The 20797-nt window shown below is 54.4% G+C and carries 14 protein-coding genes; 6 read left to right on the forward strand and 8 right to left on the reverse strand.

Annotation, left to right across the window (positions count from 1 at the left end; translation table 11 throughout):
• The first annotated feature begins 433 nt into the window (after positions 1 to 433).
• The 3 genes from alr to CK910_RS23875 all read left to right on the forward strand — a co-directional run bounded on the left by alr (position 434) and on the right by CK910_RS23875 (position 5450).
• The gene (gene alr, locus CK910_RS18475) at positions 434 to 1588 is read left to right on the forward strand and encodes an alanine racemase (RefSeq protein ID WP_172955361.1); all 1155 of its coding nucleotides are present in this window, start codon (positions 434 to 436) and stop codon (positions 1586 to 1588) included.
• 927 nt (positions 1589 to 2515) lie between these two features.
• Entirely contained in the window at positions 2516 to 3724 is a 1209-nt protein-coding gene (locus CK910_RS18480; protein WP_098984286.1) for a tyrosine-type recombinase/integrase, read from the forward strand.
• A gap of 343 nt (positions 3725 to 4067) precedes the next feature.
• Complete coding sequence (locus tag CK910_RS23875; protein ID WP_157774648.1) at positions 4068 to 5450, forward strand: hypothetical protein; 1383 nt, start codon at positions 4068 to 4070, stop codon at positions 5448 to 5450.
• 26 nt (positions 5451 to 5476) lie between these two features.
• On the opposite strand, the gene CK910_RS18485 is transcribed toward CK910_RS23875, so the two are convergent.
• From CK910_RS18485 to CK910_RS18520, 8 genes are all read right to left on the reverse strand, one after another.
• Positions 5477 to 6844 carry a tetratricopeptide repeat protein gene (locus tag CK910_RS18485; RefSeq protein WP_098984287.1) on the reverse strand — a complete coding sequence of 456 codons (1368 nt, stop codon included), beginning with the start codon at positions 6842 to 6844 and terminating at the stop codon, positions 5477 to 5479.
• A 185-nt stretch (positions 6845 to 7029) separates the two neighbouring features.
• Entirely contained in the window at positions 7030 to 7752 is a 723-nt protein-coding gene (locus tag CK910_RS18490) for a hypothetical protein (protein WP_098984288.1), read from the reverse strand.
• Positions 7749 to 10814 carry a toxin VasX gene (locus CK910_RS18495; RefSeq protein WP_098984289.1) on the reverse strand — a complete coding sequence of 1022 codons (3066 nt, stop codon included), beginning with the start codon at positions 10812 to 10814 and terminating at the stop codon, positions 7749 to 7751. Before CK910_RS18495 ends, CK910_RS18490 begins: the two co-directional genes overlap by 4 nt.
• Positions 10815 to 11651 (reverse strand): DUF4123 domain-containing protein, encoded by an 837-nt coding sequence (locus tag CK910_RS18500; protein WP_098984290.1) that lies wholly within the window; start codon positions 11649 to 11651, stop codon positions 10815 to 10817.
• On the reverse strand, positions 11651 to 13690 hold the full coding sequence (locus tag CK910_RS18505; protein WP_098984291.1) for a type VI secretion system Vgr family protein: 2040 nt from the start codon (positions 13688 to 13690) through the stop codon (positions 11651 to 11653). Before CK910_RS18505 ends, CK910_RS18500 begins: the two co-directional genes overlap by 1 nt.
• 11 nt (positions 13691 to 13701) lie before the next feature.
• Positions 13702 to 13989: a type VI secretion system PAAR protein gene (locus CK910_RS18510; protein ID WP_021141173.1), complete on the reverse strand. Its 288-nt coding sequence runs from the start codon at positions 13987 to 13989 to the stop codon at positions 13702 to 13704.
• Positions 13990 to 14197: 208 nt separating this feature from the next.
• Entirely contained in the window at positions 14198 to 14716 is a 519-nt protein-coding gene (gene hcp1, locus CK910_RS18515; RefSeq protein WP_042867111.1) for a type VI secretion system effector Hcp1, read from the reverse strand.
• A 229-nt stretch (positions 14717 to 14945) separates the two neighbouring features.
• Positions 14946 to 15746, reverse strand: coding sequence for a LuxR family transcriptional regulator (locus CK910_RS18520; RefSeq protein WP_098984292.1), 801 nt, complete (start codon positions 15744 to 15746; stop codon positions 14946 to 14948).
• Between the two features lie 1186 nt (positions 15747 to 16932).
• On the opposite strand from CK910_RS18520, the gene CK910_RS18530 reads away from it, so the two are divergent.
• The 3 genes from CK910_RS18530 (at position 16933) to CK910_RS18540 (ending at position 20720) form a co-directional block, all read left to right on the forward strand.
• Positions 16933 to 17946, forward strand: coding sequence for a LacI family DNA-binding transcriptional regulator (locus CK910_RS18530; protein ID WP_098984293.1), 1014 nt, complete (start codon positions 16933 to 16935; stop codon positions 17944 to 17946).
• 118 nt (positions 17947 to 18064) lie between these two features.
• Entirely contained in the window at positions 18065 to 19537 is a 1473-nt protein-coding gene (gene nhaC, locus CK910_RS18535) for a Na+/H+ antiporter NhaC (protein WP_216640163.1), read from the forward strand.
• Positions 19530 to 20720: a MalY/PatB family protein gene (locus CK910_RS18540; protein ID WP_098984295.1), complete on the forward strand. Its 1191-nt coding sequence runs from the start codon at positions 19530 to 19532 to the stop codon at positions 20718 to 20720. The genes nhaC and CK910_RS18540 overlap by 8 nt, the downstream gene beginning before the upstream one ends.
• Positions 20721 to 20797 lie beyond the last annotated feature (77 nt).

The raw sequence follows: 20797 nt of genomic DNA on the forward strand, positions 1-20797 counted from the left end.
AGGGCTGCCATCCCGGCAGCCCTGCTTTTCCCCTCCCCCCACACCTTCATCCGGCCGGTCTCGGCTCCCAATCCGTGTCAAACCCCATCAACCCGAGCCGGGTCCTGCCGCCAACTCACTGAAAAATCCACATTAACCCCTGCCTTTTGGCGGGTCATAACCAGTGATAAATATCGCGTGATAGGGAGCAAGACAAAGCGTTGGGAAGCACATTTATACAGAGGAATATCCCGTATTCAGGCCATTCATGCGCTCCCATTCGCCACGTAATTTACCAAACAAAAAACAACTGATAACATAATCGTACATTTTAAAGCATATAAATAAACATCCGCTGCGTACTCCGGCGACCCGACACAGGGCGCCCAAGCCAGCGGGTCAAGATTGAGACGAACAGCCAACCCAGATCCTCATCGAGCAGACACCCGATCCCATGATGAACACAGTTACGGCCAGCATCGATGTCGATGCGCTCCATCACAATTTTGCCGTCGTGCGGCGTCACGCCCCCCACAGCAAGATCATCGCGGTCCTCAAGGCCAACGCCTATGGTCATGGCCTGCTGCAAGTCGCCAACACCCTGGTCCAGGCGGATGCCTATGCGGTGGCGCGACTCGAAGAGGCGCTGGTACTGCGTGCCAATGCCATCACCAAACCCATTCTGGTGCTGGGTGGCTTCTTCTCGGCCGAGGCGCTGCCGCTGCTGGCGGAGCACAATCTACAGACCACACTGCACACCTGGGATCAGCTGGCACTGCTCGAACAGGCTGAATTGCCGGCCCCCATCAAGGTCTGGCTCAAGCTCGATACCGGGATGAACCGGCTGGGGGTGAGGGCGCAGGATCTGCCCGCCTTCATCGAACGACTGAGCCATTGCAGGAGCGTGGTACAACCATTCCATCTGATGACCCATTTCGGCCAGTCCGACGAGCAGGAGAACCAAGCCACCCAGCAGCAGATCGAGGCGTTCAACCAGCTCACCGCCCACCTGCCGGGCGAGCGGGCCATGGCCAACTCGGCGGGGATCCTGGCCTGGCCGGGTTCACGCAGCGACTGGATAAGACCTGGCATCATGCTCTATGGCGCCTCCCCCTTCGGGGGTCAGCTGGCCACCGATCATGGGCTGCGCCCCGTCATGACCCTCAAGAGCCAGCTCATCGCCATCAGAGAGTGCAAGCGGGGAGAATCGGTAGGATATGGCGCCCATTGGGTGGCCCAGCGCGACACCACCCTGGGGGTGGTCGCGGTCGGCTATGGCGACGGTTATCCACGTATGGCTCCCGAGGGGACGCCCATGCTGGTCAATGGTCGCCGGGTGCCCATCGTCGGCCGGGTCTCCATGGACATGATCACGATCGATCTCGGGCCACACACCAGCGACCAGTGCGGGGATGAGGTGATCCTGTGGGGAGAGGGTCTGCCGGTGGAACAGGTGGCGGAGAAGATAGGGACTATCCCCTATGAACTGCTGACCCGCCTCACCTCCCGGGTGTTCGTCACGCTTGCCCAGCCCTGCGCCAATGCACAGTCGCTGGCAGACGCCGATATGCCCTCATATGCAGGCCGCGCCCGGCGAGTCATGGCCTAGCACAGGCTCCCCCATCTCAACTCGGGAGAGATAAGGCATGGCGGCATCTAAAAAACACCCGGCGCAGCCGGACTGCGCCGGGTGTGACTGAGCCTCTGGTAGCTGAGGCGGGCTCACGCTGGCCAGCCGCTCCGACCCTGGGCGAGTTGCTCGACGCAGCGCACAGGGGCTTGTTCTGGCTAGTCGATATCAAACCCGACCGGCATCTGCGTGATCAAGGCGCCGGGCATCATGAGTTGCAGCCCCTCCGTCAGCCGGGCCCCCGTTTGCGCAGAGCATCTGCCGAGCCAGGCGTCCGCTGGGGCTTGGCCCCGAACTCTTTGAACACACAGACCCAGGCCGAGAGATGCGCCTAGACCCACACGGCATGGTCGCCGGTCACCCCCTGGCAGGCTAGCGCCAACGCGCATCAGCCATGGCCGGGTTGACTGTCTCGCCCGCCACCCGTGTGATGCTCAAGGCCCTGAAGTGCGGCGATCCCGCGCTCGGCGAAGGTGCGTCCCCCGGCAGGCAGTGAAAGATGACCTGCCTGAAAGCAAAAAACCGACCATCAGGTCGGTTTTTCAAGGCGGTATTCGGCCGGGATGTGCTCACCGTCAGCGGGCTCTCGCCCAAGGGGCACTCTTGGCTACCCGGCATGGCGGAGCCTGTCCGCTTGCCGAGCCTGGATAGGGGTTGCACCAGCAAGCACTGGAGAAACAAAAGGGCCTGTCTTTCGACAGGCCCTTTTGTTTTATTTGGCGGTGAGGGAGACCGCCTGAATTAAGTCCAGTCAAAACCAACCACATCCTACACATCCAATTACAATCAGTATCTTACAGAAAAAATCGTCCAACATCGTCCGACTATAAATGACACTATCCCGCTCTAAATGGCACAATGGATGGCATAGTCCATGGCATGCCACATTCTCAAGGAATCTTCCCTATGGCACTTCTTACCGATACCAAAGCACGTAATCTCAAGCCGGGTGACAAAGCAATTGCACATGGTGGTGTAACAGGCCTTGCACTTCATCCGTCAACGGCGAAAGGCCGTGGCAACTGGGTGCTTCGTTATGTCAGCCCAGTGACCGGCAAACGCAGAAATGCGGGGCTTGGTTCTTACCCAGAGATATCCATCGCCGATGCCACCAAGCAAGGACAGAAGATGCGAGAGCAACTCGCCAATGGCCTTGACCCACTCGAACTCAAACGTGCTGAAGAGAGCAAACCCTCTATCCCAACTTTCCAGGCAGCAGCTCGAGAAGTTCACTCCAAACTGCTGCCTGGATGGAAAAACCCCAAACACGGCAAACAGTGGATCTCGACGCTCGAGCAATATGCATTCCCCATGATTGGCCAGTGCTCAATCTCTGCCATCACTCCTGCACAGATCGCTGAGGTCTTAATGCCGATCTGGTTGGAGATCCCTGAAACTGCCAGCCGTGTGAAACAACGGCTGCATGCGGTCATGGCTTGGGCCTGGGCGCATGGTCACTGCCAAGCAAACCCGGTCGATGTGGTAAATCACTTACTCCCACTACAACCCAGTAAAGCCGTTCGTACCGAACATCAACCTGCCATGCCCTGGCGTGACATTCCAGCCTTTGTTCAGCAGCATCTGAGGACAACACAACGTTACGATGTAACTCGCTTAATGCTGGAGTTCTTGATCCTGACGGCTTGCCGTTCAGGTGAAGTGAGAGCCATGAAATGGTCAGAGGTAGACCTGGAAGCAAAGGTCTGGACCTTGCCAGCAGAACGAATGAAGGCCAAACAAATGCATCGCGTCCCGTTATCTCTTCGAGCCGTCGAGATCCTGATGGGGTTGCAGGGGTTGCATGATGAATTGGTCTTCCCTTCTCCACGCGATCAAGTCCCCCTATCAGATATGGTACTAACGACATTTTTGCGACGGGTAAAAGCGCCAAGCTCTACTCCTGGCCGTCTGGCAACGGCGCATGGTTTTCGTTCCAGCTTTCGCGACTGGTGCAGCGAGCAGGGTTATGCAAGGGATCTCGCTGAACGAGCGTTAGCTCATACAGTGCAAAACAAGGTAGAAGCTGCGTACCATCGCACGGACTTGCTGGACCAACGACGGCCCATGATGGATGCTTGGGCTGAATTTGTGGCTGATAATTTACCAACAGAATAAGAAGGAAGCGGCCCTGATGGGCCGCTTCCTTCTATGTTCTTTTTTTTAGCTTGCTCTGACTGATGATGCCATCTTGCCAGGCCAGAGCTCAGACAGCCTGACCATATCGTTACTGTAGTACATCAGGCATGGCAAAAAATGGGCATGCGTAGTATTACAAACCCCTCTTCATTCCTTATGCCATATGACAACCCAGTATTACGCCAGTATCTACATCCATTCTCTTCTTTGCCACAGCCTGTAATCGATATCAAGTCACCAAACAGAACATCACCGCACGTGCTCAGCTTTGGTAGTTTTAAATTTTTATGTAAAATAAGCGAACTTTCGAATAGGGGCATTAATGATGAGTTCTAATAGGCCGTTGCTAAAAATAAGAGAAGAACTAACCCACCTATCTGCAGCACAGATAGATGAACTATCTGCCCGATATGAGGCGGGGGAGAAGTGTGCCCAACTGATAAGTGATTACAATATCAAAACCACACCAAACAAGCTCTCGAAAATTTTACCATTATGTATAGCGAGTAATTTTACTTGTCCTCACTGTAAAGAACAGATGTATCGTGAGGTAAGAAGAAAGAATACACACTACTATAATCAGCCTTCTGCAATATGCATAGAGTGTCAACATATAGAGTACGCAGATAAAGATAACAGCAGAAATGAATTATGCACATGTACCCAATGCAACAACTTAAAAAAGCACAAAGCAGAAATAAAAGCAACTATGAACAGAGCTATTATCTCTGAAAAATATTCAACTAATTCATATCCCGCTTATCCTTACTCACAGTTAAGCTTTTCGGAGAAACTGTTTATCCTTGCCCTTATCGAAGCTGGGCACATTGATACCGAACAAACTTTTCACCCACTGAATAAAACATCTAATAGCAAGCCATTTACGCCAAGCCGTAGCATGGGAGTTGAATGCTTGACATCACTTTTTCATAGGAAGATATTACTGGTTAATCCTGATACACCAACCTGCTTCTTCCATGAGACGAACAACTTCAACACCTTCGATTTTGAAAGTGTATCTTGGGTAGTAAACGTCACCTTAGATACAATTAAAAAAGCTAATGCAATAGTATTGCGAGACCAGATCGCTCAAGATGTCATATATGGCAGAATCAGGCCAGAATGGTCTATGGAGATACATGACTTGATCTTCAAAATAGCCACCGAAGAGGCCATGACGAATATAAGTACGGCGATAGAAAAACATGACCAACTTACTGAGCCACCTAGCACCAGCACGAGAAAAAGCATCATTGCTATGCTAAATGACTTTTCAGTAAGTGAGATTCGTCATCTTGCAAAGCTAGCAATAGACAATGCTATTAAATTTTACAATAGTGGACTCTCGAAGGGTAGAAGACATGCTACATACAGCATCCCTGGTGAAATGCTTAAAAAAGCAGAGCGAGCAAAAATAAAGTCATGGTCAATATCCAATCCCCCGAGAAATCCCGCCCTACCTCGCTCAGCATTAAGCATTATCCTTTACGAGCAAATACTTAATGCTAAGGATGCTGGATTTTACAAGCCACTAACCCCATTCTGGGAAGAAGATATCAAGAAGAAATATTTTACTGCACACGCGCCTAACTTGTTGCATTGTACAGCATGTAACTCTCATGAAATTATTCCCGTAATGACTGGGAATAACATACATATCGCCTGCAAGGAATGTGGAGAATTAAAGTTTTTCAGTGAGTGTTAATACAAAAACAGACAGGGGATATATAGTCATCCCCTTTCCATTTTGTTTTTTGATAACTGAAACCAATGCTCCGACAGTTTTTGAGCCTGCTTTACTTCTGGCTTGGTCATTACAGCCTCCAGCTCGTCACGAGCCCGTACTGCTTCAGACATCCCTTCGGTTGCAGCTAGAGACAACCAGGCGTAGGCATGCACCCGGTTGCGCGGCGCCCCCAGACCTTCCTCACGTAGTGTTCCCATCCGGTATTGAGCCATGCGGTCACCTTGCTGGGCCGCCAGGCGATACTGCTTGAGAGCCAGTGCGTAATCCTCTTTGCCACCTTGCCCCAAACGCAACATTTCACCGTAGGTGTACTGCGCGGCAATGTGTCCTTGTTGGGCGGCCTTGGCATAACTGGCTCTGGCCCGCTCCAGTTCACCTTGCTTATGCTGTAGCTCCGCCAGCTCGAACAACGCCTTGGGTACGCCACCGTCAGCAGCCTTTTCTAACCAGTAGAGCTGCTGCTTCTGGTCTACCTGCTGCAAGCTCAGTTGATACTCGGCCTCGTGGGAGCCGTGTCCGGCGGCCAGCTCCAGCCAGTAACGCCCCAAGGCCGGGTCTGTCGGGACCTGTTTCCCTGCCAGATACGCCATTCCTAGCCAGAGTTCAGCCTCGGCAGAGCCCGCAGTGGCGGCGCGCTGATAGGCCGTGAACGCATTGGCAGGTGCTGCCTGACGAGCCAGCAATAACAAAGCATCCGGCTGCTGCTGGGCGGCAGCCTTCTCAAACCAGCGCTGGGCAATATCTGGACGTTTGGCGACCCCTCGGCCTTGCGCATATCGCTCACCCAGTAGGTACTGGGCATCACGGTGGCCCAGTTCTGCGGCCCGCTCAATCCACTTGATGGCGTCCGCATCTGCACCCGGTTGTTTACTGTACCACCGGGCCAGGACTAACTGCGCTTCGACATGATCCCGCTTGGCGGCCTGCTCGAACCAATCGAGGCATTCATTCACCAGTTTGCCTTGATGCTGCTCCTGGCACATCAGCCCCAACCGATAGCTGGCATGGGTGTTACCAAGACGCGCAGAACGTTGCCACCACTGATTGGCAAGTGCCGGATTTTTAGGCTCACCGAGCCCTGCTTGGTACCAGTCACCTACCTGCCATGCGGCGTTCGCGCGGATCTGCTGATCGGCGGCCAAGGGGCCTGACTGCTCTGCCGCTTGCTGCATCCAGTGCATTGCGTTGGGGTAATCGGGTTGGGTTGCCAGCCGTTTGGCTAGCTCATACTGGGCGCGGCCATCCCCCTGCTTTGCAGCTTGGGATAACTCGGCCTCAGTGCGTGAGGCAGTGGAAGTACAGGCTGCAAGCATGCTAGCTGTCAGTGCCAGCCATAAGGCTCGATGTGTCATGGGAAAATTCTTCGCAGAGTGAAAAGTGACGGATGAGGTACTGCAGTATTGCGGGCTAATCCGTTATGCTACGCAGCCACCTGATGGGCATAAAGCTGATGCGGCGCCTTCCCTGGCCATTAGCCTTGCTTGTCAGGTGGTTTGAGGAACAGGCTAATTAGTTATTCGGCATACCAGACTCAATTTCAGAACGCACGCCAGCTACCTACCTCATGCACTTCATAATTATCCAGATAGGGATAGAGCAGTTTCAATACCTTCTGATATTCCCCCTCTAAACAGTAGAGTACACCGAACTCTGAGATATGTTCACGGCCATGTAGTTTAATTGCTCCCCCTCTCTCAAAAAGGGTCAACTCGGCTTTATCACCATTAGAGTAAAGACATACTTCTTCTTTTAACTCCGGCTTCATATCTTTTATCTTCCAAGCCAGCAAAGCACTTGCACCAGCACCGATAAAGGCGGCTGGGCCAAGCAGACCTGCCGCTAGGACACAGGCGATACAGCCAAACCATCCCACACCACGCATGATGGTAAAGGCAATCTCGGGAATGTCATCCTGCAAGGTGTAATAAATACCCTTGGCCGTAATATGGTAGTGGTAGATTTTGTTGGTATTTATCAAATAACGGGCATAAAAAATCATTATTACACCTAAGGAATAGAGTATGTTTGACATCGTATTAAAAATACTGACATCACCATCTCTCAACGGGAAATATAGACCAAGAAATATACCTACCCCTCCACCAAACAGACCTGAGTGCCAAGCAGTTGGGCTCTGATAATTAATCTTCCATTGGTAGATTACAGGCTCTTGTTGCAGTGCCTGATATTGTTCCGCGATATAGCGAAATAGTGGTTCCCCTGAACGGGGCGGATGATCCTCTACTTGTACGTCATTCATTGCTTCATCTCGATCAATATGCCTTTTACCGGTAAGGCGGCATCTATTTCTGCGGTGAGAACGGCCCCGAGGGAGAGGGAGCCACGGATCACAAAACGTTGTGCTGTGCCACTCAAGCTTTCTTCTGCTGGATAGGTGATCAGCAGTATCAGCTTGTCCCCTTGTGTCAGCGTATGTGGCAAACGATATTCACCCCGTTGACCCTGACGAGTGGGCAGAGGTAGCGCCTGAGGAGCGCCATGTACCGACACGGCAGCCGGATAACTGCCACTGGGGTTGGCCTGATAGCTAATACGCTGGACGCCCGCCTGCAAAGTCATTTCACTGATATGTGCTGGCATGCGGATCACCAATTCCCGTCCTTTTTCATCCATCGTCACTTCCGGGGCATGGGCCAATCGCTCATACTCCCCCAGCTCGACTGCGGGTGTCCAGCCCGCAGGTTTGGTGCCCCAGGTCGATTGCAGCAACCAACGCTCGATGGGGGTTCGCCCAAAACGGGCCAATAACCAGGTTGATACCAAGTAAGCAACACCCCCAATAGCAATAAACGCCATCATCCAAGGAGCCCAAATTACACCTATAAGAGAACCAGAAACTAATTGAAATAGAGCTACTCCAGAAGCAACCGCTTGAGCTCCAATACCCATTGCCTTTAAGTAGTAAGCAAACTGCTCCGTATCAGAGTTCGTTGTGTCTTCCGTTTTACCCCATGTTTCCGCTAGCTCCAACGAAGCAGCCAGCAAGCCTAACCCCGCCATGGCACCCATCGAGAGCGCAAAGCGGCGGGCCAACACGCCATAACCTTCTTTGGCCACATCCTTCAACTTCATGGCCAATAATGTATTTTCTTTGAGCGCACCGTATGCACTGCCCTGATAGACACCAGCAATGGCGCTACCTGTCCAGGCAGCGGTATAGGTTACAGCACGATCAAGGTCCGCCAAGGCCTTGGGGCTGCCTGTGACTTTTAAGCGGTTCTCCTGATAGTGGTCCAGGGTTGAAACGAGATTGGTCATATTGACCAGGGCGGCCAACCCACCAAAGTTTCCCCAGCTATCCCAGACCTTGCCAGCCTGCCCTGCCGCTTTTACTCCCCCTTGGTGCAACAGCGCCTGATAGCGCGCTACATTGGCTTCAAACTCGACCTGCTTACCTTCAAGGAGAAACAGGCGGGGCCAGCGGGCGCGTTGCAACTGCTGGCCAGCTTGTCCCAGCTCCTGCGTTTGGTGTGGGGAGATGGGTTGCCCTGGGGTACCCAGCTGACGGCTCTGCATCCCCGCCGCATCGTGTTGGTGCTGTAGCCACGCCTTGGCTTCGGTATTGAATGCCTTGTTAAAGCGTACTGCCTGCCCGGTATGCACCGCCTCCAGCGCTACTGCTGCCACCCAGGCAGCGTTGGATTGCCCTTTAAGCAGTAGGGGATGCAACACCATGGTCAGCCGCTCCCATGCCTGCATGGCTGGGCCAGTGATGGCTTGATGAAGTGCATCCATGGTGGCCTTGGATGATGCCCCCAATCCGGCAAACAATTTGCTATCGAGCAAGCGCCCTTCATCGGCCAGCGCACTCCACCCCGCACTGGCGTTAGCGCCCGCGGTGGTGTTACTGATATTGAGCCAGGATGCCTGTTCGACCAGCTCTATTTTTACTGTCTCGTCAAAGCCGTAATGCGCCAATGCGGGTAAGGCGCCTTTACGTAATTGCTTTTGCAGAGTCTTGGCCCATTCCATCCCAGGTGTCGTCACCTGCAACATCGCCAGCCACTCTTGGGCACTGGTGAGCAGGTAGGCTTGTGCTTTTTCCGTCTGACTATCAAACCCAAGCAACAGAGGGTTACCCGGCAGCGCCGCCAGCACAAGCAGGGCATCGTCATAGGTCACTTCCCATCGCTTCCGGAGTTTGTCCATCAAGGGTTGGTGTTGTGCAATCTGGGCTTCCAGCGCTTGCCAGCGAACCACATCCTTATAGCGGAACTCACCCCACTTTTGCACTAGGTCTGGGCCTGGTTTATACCCTTGCAGCGCCGTTAGCGCCTTATCCACACTGGCCATTAACGACGTGGCTATCTGAGGGGTACTGACGGCCACGGGAGGCGCTAGCATAAACTGTTGGCGCTCTCGCTCAGCTTTGGCGTAAACCAACAGGCTCTTTTTAAAACGAAAGGTCGCCAGTCGATTGCCCTTGATGGCGGCAGGGAGCTGTTGCTCATTCACGGGCGGCAACCCAACCATCTCGGTAATCGCGGCCATGGTCCATTTGTGGCGCTGGGTGTCATCACTGAAGGGATTTTCCTGCTTGGCCCACACCTCACCCAGTCGTACCGTCAAATCGTGCATATCGGAGACGATGTCATCAAGCGCAACGACCAGTGCACTTTTCAGATCAGGCATTCCAACCTTGCAGGGCGCAGGTGAACCGGCCGGTTTGTCGTGCCAAAGCAGACCCGGCGCGGCCCCGTCCGGGGCTTTAACTGGGGCACAGCTTGCCTCAAAGCCTTTATTGGCCAGCCCCATGTCTGCCACATGGCTTGAGAGCACATCCAGTAATCCCGCATGGGTACCACCCATTTTGCTCGCCAGCGACAGCAGGTTGAAGCGGCGCATGCCTTTGCTGCGCAGGCCGCTCTGCTCGCTATAGGCCGTTTTCAGGCGCGCCGTCCAGCGCTGATGGGAGAAAGCCATCGCCACCTTGTGGTTGGCATGGTAGAGCAAATGCCCTTTGCTGCCCTTGCTGGTATGGATAAATTGGCTGCCTTTGACCTCGTACTCATCGAGCTCTTTCGCTGTTTCGTCAAAGACATAGAGCCAGCCATCACGCAGTTGACGTAAAGTGTAGGGGTTGGCCTTCAGCGTCAGGGGGCCTTTGAAGTCTTTGGCTGGCAGGGGATGAGGTTGTGTGGCAGGCGCCTCAAACGGTTCATCCACCGCGTAACGCACCGGCACCAGTGCGAGCTCTTTATTTTTAAAGGGGCAGGTGCCCACCGGGCTTTTACAGTCTTTATTGCTGGCCGCCATGGCTGCCTGGTTGGGTCCGCTCTTGGGTTGGTTCATTTGGCCCATTTAGGTTAACTCCTGTGGTAATGCGTGCTGCTCTGCCCAGTTGGCCGCCAGCTCCACACGTTGTGACGGGGTTTGTGCCGAGGGGGAGGTTAGATACTTGCTCAGGGTCGGATAGTCATCGCCCTCCCACCATCCATCGCCGACAAATCCCAGCACATTGAAAAACAGCAGCAGGTCACGCTCGGTCTGAAACCCCAGTTGGTAAGCTCGTCTGGCCCAACGGGCAATCCACTCCTGCGGCGCGAGCTGCTGCGCTAACCGGGTAGGAAACCACACCTGCATATGGCGATAAACCGCATCCAGCTGGTTTTGCCAACTCACTTCGCCCAAGCGAGCCCATTGCACATCGGTGAGCCTGCATGTGTCGCCCATCAGCTCGGCAAGCGTCTCTTTGACCTGCCAATGGTGCCAACCCGCACGGGTCGGCAACCAGACTTGTGAAATCCCCCGCCACAGCCAGGGGTCTGCATCCACCATCAGGCATGCCATGGTTTCCGGAGCCGCCAGTTTGAGCAAGATGCGGCTACAGTAGGGGCTTTCGACCTCGATAAGCTGGCGTAACTGGTCAGCCAGCGGCAATAACGTCAAATGCGAGGCGAGCAGCCATCCCGTATTGGCGGGCAGCTGCTGAAACCAGCTGAGCAACGGCTCACTAGCCTCAACCAGGCAAGGGGATACCTCTCGCAAGCTATCCCAGGGGGAATAGAGATAAAGAGGTTGGTAAGCCGGGCTATCGCTTACCTCAAACAGCTGCCTTTCAAGCTCGGGGAGTTGTCCGCCATCGAGCAACAGATAAAGACGCTCACCATTAGCCAAGGCGACTTCTGGCAAGACCATTACTTGCCCTCCTTCGCCATCTGTTCACAAATCTCACAGACGGGTTCAGCGGATTTGAGGGTGGCTATCTGACGGATGGGGTCTACCGGTGGCGGTGGTGGCACAACCTCGACATCACCTGGCTGAATGGGCATCTGCCCGGCCCAACCTGACCCAGCACCAGGGCTACCACCCGAGTTCATCTTGATAGAACCACCGCTGAGGGTCACGCCACTCGGGTCGATTTTAACGAAGCTGCCGCCCACTTTCAGGGTTAGCTCGGCACCGGCTTCCATCACAATCTTCATCCCGGCCTTACAGTGGACCTCACTACCAGCATCAACCAACAATGACTGGCCGAGTTTCTGATGCATGGAGGCATCAGCAGTGAGGGAGTAATCGGCCTTGATGTGGTCGCGCTTCTCACCTTCTACCGTCAGGTGGTCATTCGCCTTGATGCGGGTGACCCGCTCGTTGTCGATGTCTGTGTGCTGGTCATGTTTGATGTGCCAGGCCGCATCATTTTCGATAAATACGTTCAGGTCTTTCTGACCATGGATGTAAATCTCTTCCTGTCCCGCCTGGTCTTCGAAGCGCAGCTCGTTGAAACCCTCGCCCTGATGGGTTTCGGTGCGCAGCACGGTGCGGGTTTTGTTGGCTGGCAGGTCGTAGGGCGGCCGGTTGGTGGCATGGAAGGTGCGACCTGTCACGATGGGCTGGTCGGGGTCCCCTTCCAGGAAACTCACGATAACCTCGTGGCCGATGCGCGGAATGGCCATCATACCGTATTGGCCACCGGCCCAGCCTTGGGATACGCGTACCCAGCAGGAGCTCTGGTCGTTGCTCGAGCCATAGCGGTCCCACGGGAATTGCAGCTTGACCCGGCCATGTTCGTCGCAGTAAATCTCTTCCCCTTCCGGGCCCACTACGCTGGCGATTTGCGGGCCATCCACCATGGGTTTGTGGGGCGCCTGTGGGCTGCCGATATGGGCGCGCCAAGTGGTGCTGGCTTTCACTACCCCAAATTCGTTGTGGTAGACGGTAGGGCCATCGCCGCCCTCTTCCTCCAGCGCCTGCGGCTGCTCGCCGGTATGGCGGATATGGACGATTTGCCAGCCTGTATTGAGGCTGCCGTTCGGGTGTTCGGAGAGGGAAAAGAACTGGCCCGGCAGCAGGGCTGCGCTGTTGGATTTGCCACTGCCCGCCACGGCGTCATTGCGTAAGGCATCGAGCCGGTGCTGGGTGAATGCCTTGCCGCTCGGGTCCTGCTTGAAGCGGCCCGGATAGTCGAAGTGCTGGTAGGTGTCGCGCTGGTGCTCGAGCTCGGCTCCCATCTTCTTCTGGGAGAGACTGTAGGCTGGGGTCTTGAAGCTGTAGTCCTTGAGCTCGACCTCTGCGGGGCGCACTGATTCGCGGTAGTGGAACTGACGGACATAAGCACCTTGTTCCAGCGAGCGGTTGCCGAGGTTGAAGAACAGCTCGGGGCCAGCGGTTAATGCCGCCGCATCGTCGGCAAAGACAATGCGATGCTTGCCTTGCTCGAATTCGTGGAAGTAGAACAGCCCCTCTTCAGCTGCGAGCCGGTTGACGAACTCGAGGTCAGTCTCCCGGTACTGCACGCAATATTCCCGCTGGGCATGCTCGTTTTTCAGCGCAAAGGCGTAATCGGTGATGCCGTGCTCTTGCAGCAGGATGGAGAGGATTTCGTCTGGTTTCTGTGCCTGGAAGATGCGGGAGTTTTGGCGCAATCCCAGTCGCCACAGGGCCGGTTTGACCTCCAGACTGTAACGGGTGCGGCGAAAGCCACTGTCCCCTTGGGCAAACTCGCTCACTACCCCGCAGACCCGGCGCTGCTGCTCGCCGTTGTACCACACCAGCAGCTCGCTGGGCTGGTCCAGTACAGCACCAAAGTCAATGTCCGGTTGCTGGCTGGCCACCTCCAGCTTAAGGCTAAATGGGCTGTTTAGGCCCTCATCGAGCTTGAAGCTCGCGACCACAAAGGTACTGTCAGCCAGTGCGCCAACCTTGACGGTAAATTGTAATCCTGTGCTCTGTGCCATGACTCTGTTCCTTATCCTGCTTGCCCACTACCCGAACCGATTACCACGCCACCACAATCCACGGCTGTGCCGGTGACGGCGATAGGCTTGCCGTTCACCAATACCGAACCCACTCCACCGGCAATGCTGCGTGGATGGGGTGGATTGTTGGGCTTGTCGTGCGGTGCGAGTGGGTCACCTTGACGAGCGACGGGCTTGCCATCGAGGAATACATCAGGGCTGGCGGCTATCACCGGCGTCGGCGGGAAGCCATCGTGGTCGGTGCCAATGTCACCGAGCAATGCAATGGAGGGACACATAACGTAAAACCTCTTGTGTGCTTTGCCATCCCCCCGCACTCGCTACCACGGTAATTCCCATTACATCAGCGGCCAGACAGGGGGATGGCAAAACATAAAAGCTCCGGCAGCCAAAGACTGACCGGAGAAACACGGGATAAAGGCCGGAGCACACCGGCCACAAGATACAAAACGTAATACAAGGAATAGCGAAATCAGAAAGTCAGGCTTATGCCTCGATAGGAGCGCGCCAGTCGTCAGAACCAGAGGTACCGGCAACGGTGTGCTCCCAGTCAATCTTGCGGTAAGCAAGGGAGACCTGGATAAGCTGGGTGAAATCAGATTTCGCTGGGTCTTGGCAGTGCGGCATCTGGCAGTCGATATCAACGATGGTGGCATCGGTCAGCACAGTGCTGAAGAAGTGCTCCTGCTTGCCTTCCACAGAAGTGCGGTACCACTTCAGGGTCACTTTCGGCAGCATTTCACCGGAAGCCAGGGAGTTGTACATCAGCGGAACAGCTTTGTTCAGGGCCACAGTGAACTTGAACGGCTTGTGGACACGCTGACCAGCTGGCTGACCGGATTGCGGGTCAGTCGGTACGGTCACCTGGTGATTGAACTCTTGTACCAGCATCTCGTCTTCGTGGCCTTGCACGAAGATGTTGCCGACGGAGTCGGAAGTGAAGGCACTCGCGGTGATGTTGCCCTGGGTTTTACCTTCGATGCTGATATAACACGGAGTTGGCATGGGGTTGCTCCTAGATAGATTGGTTAAATGAGATAGCACTCGACCAAAACTCTTAGCAGTGACCATGCCACTTTATTGAGCTGTTAATTATCAATAACTTACAAACACCCGCCACTACACCGCCCCAACCAGCAGCAAGATGTTGCACCAAGCAGAGTATCAAGCCAGCAAGAATGGCATTATCAGCGTTAAATTCCACAAATTGCGCAATGAATTGCTCCAGTCAGAACTATTGGTCACCCTCATCAATATTTCCCACTAATGCGGTATCGATGTTAAGTCGCACCAGCCCCTGCTTGAGCGCCCAGGATATCGCCTGGCTTTTACTGCTCGCCCCCAGCTTCTCGACAACCCGATTGAGGTGAAAGGTCACGGTTCTTGGGGTGATACCCAATATCTGGGCGATGTCGCTGACTTGCTTGCCCTCCGCTGCCCACTGACACACTTCCAGCTCCCGTAGACTCAGCGCATCCCGAGGAGGCATATCGGACAAGCAGACCCGAACGACCGCCTCAAAGATATGCATCGATAACCAGCTCAAAAAGGGCGTGGCCGTCAGCCACTGGTGTTCCGGACGGGGTGTTCGGGTAATAAATGACAGCAACCCCACATGACCGTTGGCCCCATGCCAGGGGAACGTGATGCCATCGCACAATCCCGCATCATGGGCCTGCAGCATGACCTCTACACCAGAGGTATCCTGTTGCTCGCAACACTCGTTGATGAGATTGGCCCACAGAAACGGCATGCTCTGAGTCATCCCTTTGCGTACCACCGGGTCTACCGCGAAGAAGTGCTGCGCATCATAGGCCTGCACCCACTGGGCAGGACAGCCATTGAAGATACGCACCTCGGGGCGCTGGATAGAGCTTGGAAAAATGAATCCCAGCCGAAAGTGGTCAAAGCCCATCTGCTGGCTGAGGGTGCGCAACAGCGTGACGATGGTGTGCTCGTCAGTTGCCGTATCGAACTGGTTGATGAGCGTCAGTGCGTCGGCAGTATTGAGGAAATGAAGCGGGGTGGTGGTCAAGCATTCAGCTTACAAGCGATAAAACGTACTAAATATTACCAATAATCAATCAGATAGTATAATGCCCCGTCAATAAATAAATGAATGGCTACATCAATAGTCGGCATCGCCCACAAATTTTGATGAGGAACTCGTCCAGCTGATAGCCTTGTTCGCGCTGCTCCAGTGACAACTATCATGCCACTAGGGGCAGACCTAAAAGGGATGGTGGTGCTAAGATTGCTGAATTTTCAATTGTTCCATTCCATCCATATGGACTTGGGCAACAACGCCCTCAGGGCCTGAACATTAAAGCAAAGCAAATCGCTGATTTTATTGCGATTACTATAGAAAGCAATCTTGATTGTAAGAGGCTGGGAGGGGCGAAGAAATGGGGCCATCGGCCCCACCTCCCCGGCATATATTTCCTGACCGTCTTACTTCCCTGTGGATTTACTCGGCTTTAACGATGGAGTATTTCCCGGAGTATCTTTATTATCACGGCGACGTTGATCAGGTTTCCCTGTTGATTTAGCAATTGGTTTCGGACCAGGTTTGAGACCCATAATAGTTATCCTTTACATGTTTAAGAGGAAAGCCCTCAAACTGGATATATAGGCTGTAGTAAAAATTATCAAGAGGAAGTTCTTCACCGGAACCGCCGAAATTTTCATGAGGCTAAATTAATCCGTTACTTGGGATCGATTCAGAAACGGGTAGGGCAAAGTCGAGATATGGCGCAGTAATTTTGCAGGTCAGACATATCTGTTGCCGCCTCTTTCGATTGGTGGTGCCTTACTGCCCTGACCATAATCCCGTTCCCCCCTGCTCATCGAACCAGAGGTACACTTCTAACGCATCCGGCTCTCGGACAGGTTCATGCCTTCGTCCACAGAAGCCTCTGCGGTAGTTGCGGCAAATGGATGAGTCCCTACTGTTGGTAAAGTACTCATCAGGGCATCGTCGGGGGTTTACTGCTAACCCCGAGCTTCTCGACTACCCGATTGAGGTGAAATGTCATGGTCCATAGGCCCACTACCTTTGCTATATCACTGGGCTACTTAACCACTCGATATCTGCCACCAAAGTGCCCAGTCTTGCCAAACGGCTCACAGATCAGCCCCTGCAAAGGGGGACGAGATAGATTGCAGCAGAAGATACCGCTATAAGAAAGGCCCTTGCTATCCAACGAAGTAAAGACCGTGACATGGCTACGATTAAACAGGTTGCCACGCTAGCAGGCGTATCTACCGCGACCGTTTCCAGGGTGATCAATGACACTGCATATGTTGAACCCGTCACCCGTGAGCGGGTTGAAAACGCCATGCGCACCCTCAACTACCGACGGGACATGACAGCTGTGGCCCTGGCCAAACGCAGTGGCAACCTGCTGGGTTTGTTGACCGGCAATCTGGCTGATCCCTTCTTTGGCAGGCTGGCGCGTGGCGTAGAGTCCGTCACCCGCCAACAAGGTTTCCGTTTGATGGTATGCAGCGGATCCCACCAGAGCGAACAGGAGCAGCATGGTCTCGACTTCCTGATCAATCAGGGTTGTGAAGCCATTGTCGCACATACCACCCGCCTGCCTGATGAAACATTGCTACGCTACGCCGCGCACATGCCTGCGCTCATTCCCATCAATCGTTATCTGCCCGAGTTGGCTCACCGCAGTGTCTGGCTTGATAACCGGTCAGGCGCTAGAGCTGCCGTTGATCACCTGGTGGCCCATGGTCACCAGCATATCGCCTGCATCACGTGTGACCTGCCAATTGCCGATAGGCAGCTGCGACTAGAGGGATACCTGCAGGGGATGGAATATCACCACCTTCCAATCAAACCGCACTGGATTATCAGCCAACCTTTCACGGAACTTGGGGGGGAGCAAGCCGCTGCACAGCTGCTTGCACAGAGTCCAGAAGTCACTGCGGTACTGACTTTCAATGATGTGATGGCGGCAGGCATGATGGCCCACCTGCGTCAATGCGCAAGAGAGCTGCCTCAAGCGCTCTCCATCGTCGGGTTTGACGACATCTTGCTGGCTCGCTATCTCTACCCTCCGCTGACAACACTCCACTACCCCATCGAAACCATGGCGCGTCGGGCAACCGAACTGGCAATTTCCCGCTTACAACAACTTGAACAGCGGCCAGAACTCCAGGAATTCACACCCACACTGGTGGTGCGCGGCTCGGTCCATTCCTTGGTCAAGCTGGAACATTGAGATGTAAGTCACGTTTAATGACGCCATGTAAGCGATTACATGAGAGGTGCTCCTGGCTCACATTTCTTGATATGGAGACCGGCACAATAAGGCATCTTCAAGCGATGGGTTCATGATAATGAAAAACAACATAAAGGCACTGACTCTGGGCATGGCCACCCTGCCCATTCTGGTGATGTTGACGCTACTGGTCGTGGGGTACGCCCTGATGGGGCTCAGGATTGAGCCACTGTTGCTGCTGTCCGCCGTGTTTACCGCACTGTTGGCCCTTTGGCAGGGCTACAGCTGGGATGAGATTATGCATTCCATCGTCCAGAAGCTGACCAAGGCGATGCCGGTCATATTGATCTTGGTCTGCGTGGGGGGGCTAATAGGTAGCTGGATGTTCAGCGGAACCATCCCCTACATGGTTTATTGGGGACTAAAACTCATCAGCCCGCAGTACATATTGATTGCCGCCTTCTTCATTACCAGCTTGGTCTCTGTCTGCACCGGCACGTCATGGGGCTCAGCAGGTACCGTTGGTGTGGCGTTGATAGGCGTGGCACATGGCCTGGATATCTCTCTGGCTGCTGCAGCTGGCGCAGTGGTCTCCGGTGCCTATTTTGGTGACAAGATCTCCCCGCTCTCCGACTCCACCAACTTTGCCGCCATCGTGGCGGATACGACCCTGTACGCCCATATCCAGCATCTGCTCTGGACGACGTTGCCCAGCTTCCTGCTGGCTGCCGGAGTCTTCTTTGCGGCGGGTCTGTCCACGATGGGTGAACAAGTTGCAACGCCCGAAAAGGTCGTCACCATACTGACCAGCCTAGAGGGGCTCTACCACTTCAGCCCGTTACTGCTACTTCCACCTGTTATCGTACTGTGGGGAGCCGTTGCCAAGAAACCGACCATCCCGTTGATGCTGCTGGCCAGTACCATCGCCATTGTATTGGGGATGGTCATGCAGGGTCTGCCGTTACAGGCTGGTTTTGATGCGCTCATCGATGGCTTCAACCTGACCATGTTCACGACCCAAGGACACGATGTCAGCAGCCTCATCGCCGACATCCCCCGCTTGCTCAACCGGGGCGGCATGTTTTCCATGATGAGCACCATACTGCTGGTGTTCTGTGCCTTCTCCTTCGCCGGGGTACTGACCTTGACCGGCGCACTCAATCTCATCATCAACCGGTTGCTGCAACTGATCCACTCTACCGGGCAGCTCATCGCCTCCACCATCGCGACCACACTGCTGGTCACCGGTGCGACCAGTGATGGCAAACTGGCCCTGTTGATCCCCGGTGAATTGTTTCAGGATGCCTACCGCCGTATGGGACTGGATACCAAAAACCTGTCTCGCACCATCGAAGATGCAGGCACCGTCATTGAGCCATTGATCCCGTGGACGGCAGCGGGGGTCTACATGGCAGGCACACTCGGCGTCAGTACGTTGGATTACCTACCTTGGGCTATCCAGTGCTATTCGGCACTCTTCTTTGCACTTTTCTACGGTTTCACTGGCATTGGTATTGCCCGTAACACCGGGCTGGCCGATTCGCCAGAAACCCTCCTCCAGCCAACAGTTGAAGGCCGCCATCATGCATAACGCCCACTTTGATCTCGTCATCGATCGCCGTAACACCAACTCCATCAAATGGGATTGCATGAACCAGTATCTGGGGCTGGACGGTACAGACCTGTTGCCCATGTGGGTGTCTGACTTTGATTTCTCTTGCCCGGACGTAGTGAAAGCCGCTCTGCAGCGTCGAGTTGAGCATGGCGTATTCGGCTACAGCGAGCGTCGTGACGACTACTTTGAGGCGGTACAACAGTGGTTTGCCCGTCGCCACCGGGTCACGATTAAACGAGAGTGGATCCAGTCTATCGAAGGGGTCATTCCAGGTATCTCGCTGCTGCTGCAGATGCTCACTCGCCCCGGTGACGGCGTGGTAATACAAGGTCCCTGTTATGGCTCCTTTGCCAAAATCATCGGCTTGAATGAGCGTCGCTTGCTCGACAACCCGCTACGTCGTAAAGGAACACGCTACGAGATGGATTTGCACCATCTCGAGCAGTTGTTCATCCGAGAGCAGCCGACCGTCATGATCCTCTGCAACCCACACAATCCAACTGGTAGAGCCTGGGAGCAAGCGGAACTTCATGCCCTTGCAGTCCTCTGCCAGCAGCACAAGGTTACCCTCATCTCCGATGAGATATGGGCGGATTTGCAGCTAAATGGTCATCAACACTGTTCAGTGCTCACGTTGCCTGACCATCTGCTATCGCATCTGGTCGTGGCGACATCAGCCAGCAAGAGCTTTGGTCTCTCCTCACTGCGGATCTCCAACTTCATCTTGCCTGACGCAAATTTACGCCAACGCTTCAAACAAAGGCTTGATGCGCATGGCCTGGACGTATTTAACGCCCTCTCCATGGAAGCAGCCACGGCGGCATACCGAGAAGGAGAGGTCTGGCTAGATGAGTTACTCGTCTATCTCAGTGACAACCGCCGCTGGTTCGCAGCTCAGTTGGCACATCGCATCCCGGCGCTGACGCTGATGGACGCCGACGCAACCTACCTGGCCTGGATTGATTGCAGTGCATTGGGTTTGAGCGACGATGAGCTGAAGTGCCACATGATCGAACACGCCAGCATAGTCCCCTCTATGGGAATTGGCTTCGGGGAGGCGGGCAGTGGTTTTATCCGACTAAATCTGGGTTGTCCGCGTCAATACCTGGAACAAGCGATCAGCGGTCTGGCACACCTCATGATAGAGCATGCGGTTTGAGCGGGTCATATTGAGCAATACCGACACGGGCACATAGATACCGCCGAGTGTCTTAGTCTCTCACCTGTTCAATAGGA

It is taken from the genome of Aeromonas sp. CA23 (assembly GCF_002587065.1).
In the GTDB taxonomy this organism is placed as follows: domain Bacteria; phylum Pseudomonadota; class Gammaproteobacteria; order Enterobacterales; family Aeromonadaceae; genus Aeromonas; species Aeromonas bestiarum.